The sequence below is a fragment of the Xenorhabdus aichiensis genome (assembly GCF_028598775.1).
GTDB lineage: Bacteria > Pseudomonadota > Gammaproteobacteria > Enterobacterales > Enterobacteriaceae > Xenorhabdus > Xenorhabdus bovienii.
Genome location: NZ_JAQRFO010000017.1, coordinates 80,808 through 93,018 on the forward strand (window position 1 = coordinate 80,808; position 12,211 = coordinate 93,018).

13 protein-coding genes are annotated in these 12,211 nt (G+C 42.3%); all 13 read left to right on the plus strand.

What is annotated here, in order from left to right:
* Window positions 1-9: 9 nt before the first annotated feature.
* Window positions 10-744, plus strand: coding sequence for a 3-oxoacyl-ACP reductase FabG (gene fabG, locus PSI22_RS09785; RefSeq protein WP_273579576.1), 735 nt, complete (start codon window positions 10-12; stop codon window positions 742-744).
* A gap of 151 nt (window positions 745-895) precedes the next feature.
* A complete protein-coding gene (gene acpP / locus PSI22_RS09790) occupies window positions 896-1,132 on the plus strand; it encodes an acyl carrier protein (protein ID WP_012989255.1) in 237 nt (78 codons plus the stop codon).
* Between the two features lie 74 nt (window positions 1,133-1,206).
* Entirely contained in the window at window positions 1,207-2,448 is a 1,242-nt protein-coding gene (fabF, locus tag PSI22_RS09795; RefSeq protein ID WP_273579577.1) for a beta-ketoacyl-ACP synthase II, read from the plus strand.
* Window positions 2,449-2,620: 172 nt separating this feature from the next.
* Complete coding sequence (gene pabC / locus PSI22_RS09800) at window positions 2,621-3,445, plus strand: aminodeoxychorismate lyase (protein WP_273579586.1); 825 nt, start codon at window positions 2,621-2,623, stop codon at window positions 3,443-3,445.
* 44 nt (window positions 3,446-3,489) lie between these two features.
* A complete protein-coding gene (mltG, locus tag PSI22_RS09805) occupies window positions 3,490-4,515 on the plus strand; it encodes an endolytic transglycosylase MltG (protein ID WP_273579578.1) in 1,026 nt (341 codons plus the stop codon).
* The gene (gene tmk / locus PSI22_RS09810) at window positions 4,512-5,153 is read left to right on the plus strand and encodes a dTMP kinase (protein WP_273579579.1); all 642 of its coding nucleotides are present in this window, start codon (window positions 4,512-4,514) and stop codon (window positions 5,151-5,153) included. The genes mltG and tmk overlap by 4 nt, the downstream gene beginning before the upstream one ends.
* Window positions 5,150-6,148 (plus strand): DNA polymerase III subunit delta', encoded by a 999-nt coding sequence (gene holB, locus PSI22_RS09815; RefSeq protein WP_273579580.1) that lies wholly within the window; start codon window positions 5,150-5,152, stop codon window positions 6,146-6,148. The genes tmk and holB overlap by 4 nt, the downstream gene beginning before the upstream one ends.
* A gap of 13 nt (window positions 6,149-6,161) precedes the next feature.
* A complete protein-coding gene (locus PSI22_RS09820) occupies window positions 6,162-6,947 on the plus strand; it encodes a metal-dependent hydrolase (protein WP_273579581.1) in 786 nt (261 codons plus the stop codon).
* A gap of 97 nt (window positions 6,948-7,044) precedes the next feature.
* On the plus strand, window positions 7,045-7,395 hold the full coding sequence (gene hinT / locus PSI22_RS09825) for a purine nucleoside phosphoramidase (RefSeq protein WP_038192231.1): 351 nt from the start codon (window positions 7,045-7,047) through the stop codon (window positions 7,393-7,395).
* 50 nt (window positions 7,396-7,445) lie between these two features.
* Window positions 7,446-8,024 (plus strand): penicillin-binding protein activator LpoB, encoded by a 579-nt coding sequence (lpoB, locus tag PSI22_RS09830; protein WP_273579582.1) that lies wholly within the window; start codon window positions 7,446-7,448, stop codon window positions 8,022-8,024.
* Window positions 7,981-8,868: a phosphotransferase gene (locus PSI22_RS09835; protein WP_273579583.1), complete on the plus strand. Its 888-nt coding sequence runs from the start codon at window positions 7,981-7,983 to the stop codon at window positions 8,866-8,868. Before lpoB ends, PSI22_RS09835 begins: the two co-directional genes overlap by 44 nt.
* Before the next feature lie 91 nt (window positions 8,869-8,959).
* Window positions 8,960-9,979, plus strand: coding sequence for a beta-N-acetylhexosaminidase (gene nagZ / locus PSI22_RS09840; protein WP_273579587.1), 1,020 nt, complete (start codon window positions 8,960-8,962; stop codon window positions 9,977-9,979).
* 415 nt (window positions 9,980-10,394) lie between these two features.
* Window positions 10,395-11,699 (plus strand): NAD(P)/FAD-dependent oxidoreductase, encoded by a 1,305-nt coding sequence (locus PSI22_RS09845; RefSeq protein WP_273579584.1) that lies wholly within the window; start codon window positions 10,395-10,397, stop codon window positions 11,697-11,699.
* The last annotated feature ends 512 nt before the right edge of the window (window positions 11,700-12,211 follow it).

Below are 12,211 nucleotides of genomic sequence, written 5' to 3' on the forward strand. Positions count from 1 at the left end.
GAGGAAAACATGAGCTTTGATGGAAAAATTGCACTGGTCACTGGCGCTAGCCGTGGCATAGGTCGCTCGATTGCAGAATTATTGGTTGAACGTGGTGCTCGTGTTATCGGCACAGCAACCAGCGAGAATGGAGCCGAAGCAATCAGTGCCTACCTTGGTAATAAAGGCAAAGGTTTTGTATTGAATGTCACAGATTCAGAATCCGTAGAAAAAGCACTCTCGAATATTCGTGCTGAATTTGGTGAAATAGACATTCTGGTAAATAATGCAGGCATCACTCGTGATAACTTGTTGATGCGTATGAAAGATGGAGAGTGGCAAGATATTATTGACACCAATCTTTCTTCGATTTTTCGTCTGTCAAAAGCAGTAATGCGTTCTATGATGAAAAAACGTTATGGACGTATTATTTCCATTGGATCTGTTGTTGGAACAATGGGAAATGCAGGGCAGGCGAATTACGCGGCAGCGAAAGCAGGAGTCATTGGTTTTAGTAAATCACTGGCTCGTGAAGTCGCTTCTCGTGGCATCACCGTCAACGTTGTTGCACCTGGTTTTATCGAAACGGATATGACTAGAGCGTTGACAGACGATCAGCGAGCAGGCATTTTATCTGAAATTCCTGCCAGTCGTCTCGGTGGTGCAAAGGAAATTGCCAGTGCTGTAGCGTTTCTTGCTTCTGACGAGGCCGCTTACATTACGGGTGAAACATTACATGTCAATGGTGGCATGTACATGATCTAAAAATGAGCGAACTCGCTGTTTCTGATGTATTTTTTATACAAAAAGACACAGTATGTGGTTCGACCAGCCGGGATTTGGTTGCATCTTTTCCTGTATTTTATAAACTACGAAAACCATCGCGAAAGCGAGTTTTGATAGGAAATTTAATAGTATGAGCACTATCGACGAACGCGTTAAGAAAATCATCGTTGAACAACTGGGTGTTAAAGAGGAAGAAGTTGTAAACACAGCTTCATTTGTTGATGACTTGGGCGCTGATTCTCTTGACACAGTTGAACTGGTAATGGCTCTGGAAGAAGAGTTCGATATCGAGATCCCAGACGAAGAAGCTGAAAAAATCACTACAGTTCAGGCTGCTATTGACTACGTTGAAAACGCAGGTAAATAAGCATACATACCTAGGCGGTCGTTCGACCGCCTATGTTCTTCGTCCTAAATTTTTTCCCTCCCTGGAGGATAACCGTGTCTAAGCGTCGAGTAGTCGTGACCGGACTAGGCATGTTATCTCCTGTCGGCAATACAGTAGAGTCTTCTTGGAACGCTGTTTGTGCCGGACAGAGTGGTATCAGCCTTATCGAACATTTTGACACCGCTAACCATGCAACTAAGTTTGCTGGTGTGGTGAAAAATTTTAATCATGAAGATTTCAATATTTCGCGCAAAGATGCTCGAAAAATGGATCTGTTTATTCAGTATGGAATTGCTGCTGGTATACAAGCTATTGAAGATGCAGGAATTGAAGTAACAGAAGCCAATGCTAGCCGCTTTGGTGCTGCTATTGGTTCTGGTATTGGTGGTTTGGGTCTTATTGAAGAAAACCACAGTACATTGCTTTCGGCGGGACCTCGTAAGGTCAGCCCATTCTTTGTACCTTCGACCATCATCAATATGGTTGCAGGCCATCTGAGCATCCTTTATGGTCTTCGTGGTCCTAGCATCTCCATTGCAACTGCCTGTACCTCTGGCGTGCACAATATCGGTCATGCAGCTCGTATTATTGCGTACAATGATGCTGATATTATGCTGGCAGGTGGTACTGAGAAAGCCAGTACTACATTTGGCGTTGCAGGGTTTGGTGCTGCTCGTGCATTATCGACCCGTAATGATGATCCTCAAGGTGCAAGCCGCCCTTGGGATAAAGATCGAGACGGGTTTGTGCTGGGTGATGGCGCCGGTGTTCTGGTTCTTGAAGAATACGAACATGCCAAAAAACGTGGTGCAAAAATTTACGCTGAAATCGTTGGCTTTGGTATGAGCAGTGATGCTTATCATATGACATCACCGCCTGAAGATGGAGCGGGTGCTGCGCTTGCAATGGAAAATGCCTTGAAAGATGCGGATATTTCTCCAGACCAAGTGGGCTACATTAATGCTCATGGTACTTCAACGCCAGTTGGTGATCTTGCGGAAGCTCGTGCGGTAGAATCTGTTTTTGGTGAAGGCACTAAAGTATTGGTGAGTTCAACCAAATCAATGACAGGTCACTTGCTGGGTGCTGCGGGAGCGATTGAATCGATTTTCACTATTCTTGCTTTACGTGAGCAGATTGTTCCTCCAACCATTAATTTGGAAAATCAGGATGAAAACTGCCGTTTGGATCTTGTTCCAGGCAAAGCACGTAAAGTTGAAGGGATGGAATATGCACTGTGTAATTCTTTCGGTTTCGGTGGTACTAATGGGTCACTGATTTTCCGTAAGATATAAAAACGTCCTCTTTTTATGAAGAGCCTCAACATTTGTTGAGGCTTTTTTATTCCTGATTTTTATGATTTTTTTGAATAGGCATTTTTGCACTGCCACGGTTCATATACTATGATAACGCTCCTTAATAGCTGAGGTTATCACGCCTTCTTATCGAAAATTAGAAAATGAAATGATGTATTGGATTAATGGCAAACCGTGTAATCAATTACCTGTTAATGATCGTGCGGTACAATTTGGTGATGGCTGTTTTACAACAATAAGAGTTGAGCAAGGGCAGGCCGCTTTGCTACCTTTGCACATAAAACGGTTACAAAAAGGCGTTGAAAAACTGTTTATGCCCGCACTGGATTGGCTGCAACTTGAGGATCATATTAAGCAGGTAGCTACCGGCTGTGAATCAGGTGTTCTGAAAGTTATTCTCTCCAGAGGAGTGGGTGGTCGTGGTTATGGTATTAGTGATGCTATCGAGCCAAATCAGATTCTCTCGTTGAGTTTATATCCAGAACAGTATGTTACCCAGCGTAAAAATGGTGTTTCACTCGTTCTTAGCCCAATTGTCATGGGTATCAATCCCCATTTGGCGGGTATTAAACACTTGAACCGCTTGGAACAGGTTCTGATAAAAAGATTCATTGAGCAGTCAAAGGCTGATGAAACACTGGTTCTTGATAGTGATGGCTTATTGGTTGAGTGTTGTACTGCCAATATTTTCTGGCGGAAAGGTAAAAACGTTTATACGCCTGATTTGAGTCAGTGTGGTGTAGAAGGGGTGATGCGGCAGAAGATTATGCAATTATTGGCAGAAAGTGATTATAACCTGTCGTGTGTCATGCGTTATCCTGAGGTATTGGCTCATGCTGATGAGGTGATTATCTGTAATTCCTTGATGCCTGTTATCGCAGTAAACCAAATTCAGGCGCACAAAAATCAGCCTGCATGGAAATATCAATCAAGAGAATTGCATGAGTATTTATTGCCTGCATGTTTAAGGCTGTAGTTAATTAATACTCATCATTGAAGGATAGGTCACAGTGATTACCAATGAAACTTAAAAAGCGTATTTTCATTTTACCCAGCTTGATTATTATGATTGTAGCAATCATGTTTTTTTCTTTTGTGAAAAAAATAGAAAATTTTGCTAATCAGAAAATTAATCTTAATCAAGAAATGATATTTACTGTACCAGCAGGAACAGGGCGTGCTGGGCTGGGAATATTGTTGGTTCAGCATAACTTAATCAAAGATCACCAATTGTTATCGTGGTTATTCCGATTAAAACCAGAATTGGCGAAATTTAAGGCTGGTACTTATCGCTTGCAACAAGGCATGTCATTGCGAGCAATCTTGCAACTATTTTCCAGCGGTAAAGAAGTGCAATTTTCTATCCGTTTCATTGAAGGAAGTCGATTGTCTGACTGGGCGAAAATATTACAGAATGCGCCATACTTAAAACATGAAGCAGAGGGCAAATCACCAAAGGAATTGACTGACGCTTTAGGCATGAAAGTAGAAGAACCACTGGAAGGTTGGCTCTATCCCGATACTTACCTGTACACCGCAGGAACCAGTGATGTTGAATTGCTAAAACGTGCTCATCAAAAAATGAACATGGCACTAGAGCAAGAGTGGAAAAATCGCGAAGAAAATCTGCCATATAAGAATGTTTATGAAATGTTGATCATGGCATCCATAATCGAAAAAGAGACAGCAATAGATTCTGAGCGTACAAAAGTTGCTTCGGTATTTATTAATCGGCTGCGGTTAAAGATGCGATTACAAACTGATCCGACAGTAATATATGGGTTGGGGGATAAGTATACGGGTTCTATTTTCCGTAGTAACCTGACTGCTTTTACGCCATATAATACTTATATGATTGAAGGATTACCGCCGACGCCTATCGCCATGCCAAGCCTAACTTCGATTAAAGCTGCAGCACACCCTGCTGTGACAGGGTACTTATACTTTGTTGCAAATGGTAATGGCGGTCATACATTCACTGCGAATCTGGCAGAACATAATAGGGCGGTAAATCTTTATCGTCAGAGATTAAAGCAGGATAAATGAACAGCAAATTTATTGTTATTGAAGGGCTTGAGGGCGCAGGGAAAACCACTGCAATCCGAACAGTGGTTGAAACATTGAAACAGTATGGCATTTCTGATCTGATTTTTACTCGTGAACCGGGTGGAACTCCGTTGGCAGAAAAATTACGTCAACTCATCAAACAGGGCGTTGAAGGTGAATCACTGACGAATAAGGCAGAAGTATTGATGCTGTATGCAGCCAGAGTCCAATTAGTAGAAAATGTTATCAAGCCAGCACTGGAAAAGGGAACTTGGGTGGTTGGAGATCGCCATGATCTTTCTTCTCAGGCATATCAGGGCGGTGGCCGTGGCATTGATCAGAAACTGATGACATCATTACGCGAATCGGCACTCGGTGATTTCTACCCGGATTTGACTATTTATCTCGATTTGCCACCAGAGGTTGGTTTACAGCGTGCTCGTGAGCGGGGCGAATTGGATCGCATTGAAAAAGAATCTTTGGATTTTTTCCACCGTACCCGTAAAAGATATCTCGAGCTTGTGGCACAAGATGACACCATCAAAAAAGTAGATGCGACACAACCGCTGGAAAAAGTGCAGGATGCTATTCGTCAGACCTTATTACAGTGGTTGAAACAACAGGACGTGCAGGCATGAATTGGTATCCGTGGCTTAACCATGCATATCGCTTGTTGATTGAATCCCATCAACAGGCGCGTGGGCACCATGCCCTTTTGCTTCATGCTCATGAAGGAACGGGTGCAGATGCGTTATTGTATGGATTGAGCCGCTGGTTGATGTGTCAGGACAAACAAGGAATGAAAAGTTGTGGCAAGTGTCACGGCTGTCATCTGATGCTGGCAGAAACGCATTCTGACTGGCATGTTCTTGCCCCTGAAAAGGGAAAGAACACCATTGGGGTTGATGCTGTGCGTCAGCTCAACGAAAGACTTTACGAATATTCTCAACAAGGTGGAGCTAAAATTGTCTGGCTACCCTCTGCGGAGTCTCTGACCGATGCTGCTTCCAACGCTTTGCTGAAAACATTGGAAGAACCCCCTCAAAATACCTATTTCTTGTTGCAGTGCCAGCGTCCAGCGCGCTTGCTGGCAACGCTGCGCAGTCGCTGTTTTTACTATTTTCTACCTGTACCTGAACAGCATGTAGGGCTTTATTGGCTGCAAAATCAAATCCCTACAATATCATCGTTGGATGCGCAGACGGCGTTAAAACTTTCACAGGGTGCGCCTCTTGCTGCTGAACAGTTACTTCAGACTGAAAAATGGCAGCAGAGAAATTTGTTTTGTCAGGCAATTGAACAGGCATTGCATAACTGTGATACCCTGTCACTTTTACCATTATTGAATCGTGATGATGCACAGCAATCTTTGTATTGGCTGGTTAGCTTGTTATCCGATGCTGTGAAATGGCAGCAGCAGGCGCAGGATTACTGCGTCAACCAAGATCAGCAGGCTTTGATCCATCATCTGGCTTCCACTCAAAGTGTGGAAAAATTATTAAGTACAGTTGATGATTGGGTACATTGTCGTCATCAATTACTATCTGTGGTGGGCATCAATCGGGAATTATTGTTGACAGGACAATTACTCAATTGGGAAAAGCAGCTTTGTCCCACACGGCAACTCATTTAGATACGAGCATATTATGTTTTTAGTTGATTCACACTGCCATCTCGATTGCCTTGATTATGAAACTCTACACAAGAGTGTGGATGATGTTGTGGCTAAGGCAGCAGAACGGGATGTGAAGTATATGTTGGCGGTGGCGACTACGCTGCCGGGATTCCAGCAAATGAAGGATTTGATTGGTAAACGTGAAAATATCGCGTATTCCTGCGGTATTCATCCATTGAATCTGGATGAAGGCTACGATTTTGATGAACTTGCCCGGCTTGCAGCGGACGATGATGTCGTCGCAATGGGAGAAACCGGTCTGGATTATTATTATCAAAAAGAAAATGCAGAGTTACAGCGAACTTCCTTTCGTGAACATATCCGCATTGGACGTAAATTAAACAAACCTGTCATTGTTCATACCCGCGATGCAAAGGATGATACTCTTTTGGTCTTGCGAGAAGAAAAAGTACAGGAATGTGGTGGTGTGCTGCACTGTTTTACGGAAGATAAAGAGACGGCGAGAGCTTTGCTGGATCTGGGTTTTTATATTTCTTTCTCTGGTATCGTGACATTTCGCAATGCAGAACAGATCCGTGAAGCGGCAAGGTTTGTCCCACTCGATCGGATTTTGGTGGAAACTGACTCACCTTATCTGGCACCTATACCACATCGAGGCAAGCAGAATCAGCCTGCCTATGTACGTGATGTCGCTGAATATATGGCGGTATTGAAAGGGGTGAGTCTTGATGAATTGGCCGCAGTGACAACCAGAAGTTTTTGTGACTTGTTTCATATTAACATCCCAGAAAATTAAGTTATCTAGATAACCTTTTATGTTTTAGTTTAGTATTTCGACTTCGTATTTAGACTTAATCATAAGTCATCTTTAATGACAAAAAAGGAGAAGTGAGATGGCAGAAGAAACTATTTTTAGCAAAATCATTCGTCGTGAAATTCCTTCTGATATTGTTTATCAGGATGATCTGGTAACAGCATTCCGTGACATTACCCCTCAAGCGCCCACGCATATTCTGATTGTGCCAAACGTACTGATCCCAACGGTTAACGATGTCACTCCAGAGCATGAACTTGCATTGGGACGCCTGTTCACGGTTGCAGCGAAAATCGCACAACAAGAAGGCATCGCAGAAGATGGTTATCGCCTCATCATGAACTGTAATCGCCATTCTGGGCAGGAAGTTTTCCATATCCATATGCATATGGTGGGTGGACGTCCATTGGGGCCACTGTTGGTAAAGTAATGTGATTCACCATTATTGGTACACGATAGCGCTGTAACTGGAGTAGGTTAATGAAAAGAATTCTCTTTGTTATATTATCAGCGATGTTTCTGGCGAGTTGTAACTTACCAATACAGTCGCCTGTGCCTGCTCCTGTTAAACCTGTGAAGCCAGAGAAAAAAACGGAACCACAAGTACAGCCATCAGATAAAGTTCCTCAGCCGCCCAAGATTCAGTCGATCAATTGGAATGGTACTGTTCAACCGTTGGTTGCGCAGATGGTTAAGGCCAATGGTGTGGAAACGGGAAAAGTATTACTTGTCGATACTGTTAAAAACAACACTAATGGTTCGCTGCGAGCCCTTCAAGTGACTGATATCATTACTGATGCTGTGAGCCGTAAACAGCTTTTTCAGATTGTACCGAAAAAACAAGTGCATAGCGCTCAACAGGCATTGGGATTGTCATCGGAAGATAGCTTGGGATTGCGCAGTAAATCTATTGGCTTGGCACGTTATTTGAGTGCTGATTATGTGCTCTATTCCGTGGTTTCTGGTAGTAACGATCAACGTAACATAGAAATGCAGCTTATGCTGGTTAAAACGGGTGAAATACTTTGGTCAGGTAGCGGTGACGTTAACTATCGATAACACCTTGCTGAGAATGTTATGTCAGCAATGGCCTGACATTCCAGTAAAAAATTGGGAAATCAGGCGATTAAATGGACTGACACAGGGAAGTTTCTCTATTACCGATGGTGTGCGCCAGATGGTTGGGCGCACACAAACACAGAATAGTGAAACACTGGGTGTGGATCGTCAGCGGGAAAATCAGGTTTTACGCAGGTTATCTTCTACTGGCATCGCTCCTAAAGTAATAGCCATGAACGGTGATTGGCTATTGCTGGAATGGTTTTCGGGAACAAAGATAACTCACGAAACGTTGAACTTACCATTATTGCAGCAGTTACTGGCACAGATACTTGCCATTCTTCATAACCATCACCGATTGGGTTATCCTCTCCAACTCAAAAAGCAAATCGCATCTCAGTGGCAGCAGATTGACCATAGCCGCTTATCTCCTCGCTGGCTGCGTTTACAGAAATTTTTTATGGCAGCCAGAACGCCAACAACCTTGAAAATAGCACCTGCTCACATGGATATTCACCCCGATAATCTACTTATGACTGTAGAAGGGTTAAAATTGATTGATTGGGAATATGCCGCTGATGTCGATATTGGTTTTTCATTGGCTGTGTTGTTTAAAGGCAATCAGTGGGATGAGATACAGCAACAGACTTTTTTAGATTATTATTGTACTTACGCATCAGGGTACGCGGATATCACATTATTGCAGCAGAGAATTAAACGGTGGGAACCGTGGGTCAGATATATGATGCTGATGTGGTATGAAGTACGTTGGCATCAGACGAAAGATCCACAATTTTTAGCATTGGCGCACCCTCTGCGCCAGGGGTTTAAATTAGAGCATTAAACTGGCGTTTTTAACACGCTGGATAGTATCAATCGCCATTAATGACGATGAATTATAGATGGCAACCAATGATATAGAGGTGAGGAATGTTATGGGGCCAGTAATGTTAGATGTTGTTGGTTATGAGTTGGATAATGAAGAACGCGAAATTCTGCAACATCCATTAGTGGGCGGTTTAATCCTGTTTACCCGCAACTTCCAGGATACGCAACAATTGCGTGAATTAATTCGCCAAATCCGTGAAGCGTCCCATCATCGTTTGGTGATTGCGGTTGATCAGGAAGGGGGACGTGTTCAGCGTTTTCATGAAGGTTTTACTCGTTTACCTGCCGCACAGTCTTTTGCCCACTTGAATGACTCGCTTATGGGAGCACATTTGGCGCAAGAATCGGGTTGGTTAATGGCATCAGAAATGATTGCAATGGACATTGATATCAGTTTTGCTCCTGTACTGGATCTAGGACACCAGTGCACTGCGATTGGTGAGCGCTCATTCCACGGAGAGCTTGAACTCGCGGTAATGATGGCAGAAAAATTTATCAGGGGTATGCGTTCCGCAGGGATGAAATCGACAGGTAAGCACTTTCCGGGGCATGGAGCAGTTGTGGCAGATTCTCACAAAGAAACGCCAAGGGACAATCGCTCGATGGATGCTATTAGCTGCCATGATATGCAGATTTTTCGCGATCTTATCCAACGTAACCTGCTTGATGCAATCATGCCTGCTCATGTGGTTTATTCTCAAGTAGATGATCGTCCAGCCAGTGGTTCACCTTATTGGCTGAAATCTATTTTGCGTCAGCAACTGGGATTTGAAGGTGTTATTTTTTCCGATGATCTGTCGATGGAAGGTGCGGCTATCATGGGCGGCTATGCCGAGCGAGGAAAAGCCTCATTGGAAGCGGGTTGTGACATGATTCTGGTGTGCAACAACCTGCAGGGGGCAATCAGCGTGCTGGATAATTTGCCGATGGTCAAATCTGATAGGGTAACACGGTTATATCATCAGGGCAGTCAATACAGTCTGGAAGAGTTGAAGAAATCACAACGCTGGCAACAGGCAAATAAAGAATTGAATGGCTTGTGTGAGCAGTGGTTAAGTTGTATTTAATCATTGTCTTATATATTTATTTTAATAAAATTTGGGATGGGCTTGCTAGTTGGCAATTCCGTCCCTTTTTTGTTTTTCTTCTCGATTTTTCCTTTTTTTATTTCCCGGTGAGACCCCGTTTCTATCAAATCAAACTTTATGTTCACACAGCATTAACATTGTAAATTCTTATTGTTCATAAATAAGATATACATCAAATTAATTGAAAATAAGCGCGAAAATTTCGTGACTGATGTCTAATTAATCAAAAGAATTTGATCGTGACTATTTTTGGTATGACCAACTAATCAGCCATGATATTCTGGAGATATTTGCAGTATGAAACTTATAAAATCTGATGTTATTTAAGAACGTTATTAAAAGAAACGGCTTTAGCGCCTTACATAACATTAGTTGTATTTTCAGTGGGGTAGTCATGACAACGCCAAAGACAAGAATTGTCATTATTGGTGGGGGCGCTGGTGGTTTAGAGCTGGCAACGCGTTTAGGGCACAAATTGGGGCGTATGCAAAAAGCCGAAATTACTTTGGTGGATCGCAACAACAGCCATTTATGGAAACCATTATTACATGAAGTAGCAACGGGCTCTCTTGATGATGGTGTTGATGCATTGAGTTATTTAGCTCATGCCAGTAACCATCATTTTAACTTCCAGTTAGGCACGCTCACGAATATCGATCGTGATGGAAAGAAAATCACTCTGGCGGAAATCCGTGATGAAAGCAATGATCTGCTGGTAGCAGAGCGAGAGCTGACTTACGACATTCTTGTTATGGCATTGGGTAGCCAGTCGAATGATTTCGGCACGGCAGGTGTAAAGGAAAACTGCATTTTCCTCGATAATCCACAGCAGGCACATCGTTTCCATAATGAAATGCTGAACTTGTTTCTGAAATATTCTGCCAACCAATGTGCGGAAGAAAAAGTCAACATCGCGATTGTTGGCGGTGGGGCAACTGGCGTAGAACTTTCGGCAGAACTGTACAATGCCGTTAAGCAGTTCAATAGCTATGGTTTTGAGAGTTTGAATTCAGACGCGTTGAATGTCACTTTGGTTGAAGCGGGTGAGCGTATTCTTCCGGCATTGCCTCCACGGATTTCCAGTGCAGCACATCAGGAATTGACCAAACTCGGCGTCAAGGTGTTGACCAAGACTATGGTGACCAGTGCAGATGAGCATGGCCTGAATACCAAAGATGGAGAGTTGATCAAGGCTTCCCTGATGGTTTGGGCAGCGGGAATTAAAGCGCCTGACTTTATGAAAGACATTGGTGGGCTGGAAACAAACCGCATTAACCAGTTGGTTGTGAAGCCGACGTTGCAGACGACGTTGGATGCTTATGTCTTCGCCATTGGTGATTGTGCATCATGTCCGAAAAAAGAGGGGGGGTTTGTTCCTCCTCGTGCTCAGTCTGCTCACCAAATGGCGAGTCGTTGCTATGATAATATTCTGGCTTTATTGAATGAAAAGCCATTGAAAGAATATGTTTATAAAGATCATGGTTCATTGGTTTCATTATCTAAGTTCAGTACAGTTGGTAGCCTGATGGGTAACTTGATGCGCGGGTCAATGATGGTAGAAGGCCGTATTGCACGTGTGGTTTATATCTCGTTGTATCGTATGCATCAGGTAGCACTGCATGGATATATAAAAACAGGTTTGATGATGCTGGTTGGTGGAATCAATCGTGTCATTCGTCCGCGGTTGAAATTGCACTAATTTACTGAAAATGGTTCATCTGAATTTAATTAACACAGATGAGCCATTTATCTATCCTATTATATTTATTATTATACCCATCATAATTATTATTATCTAATTTAATTCTGAATGATTTATTATAATCAATAAACGTATTTTATTAAATCCAAGTATCTATTTGAATTAATTAATTATTAATATATTTCATGATTGTTTTTTAAAATAATAAATCCAGATTTTATTGATATGATTTAACGAATAAATTTAAATGTTATTGTTGTAGGTTAATTATTTATAGTTAACTGAAACTATTTATCTACATGCTTAATTAATTATTGTAACAGAGCCTGTTTCAGTTAGTTTACTGTAGCATAACAATGTAGTTTAAACTGTTAGGATTGGAGATATTAAAAATGATAAAGGCATGAAATAAAGAGTGTAAATTTAATGATTTTATTATATTAGGCTAATGGAATAGGATTTTTCTTAAATAATGAATTGAACGCATTTTTAGTTCTCTTAAATATTCA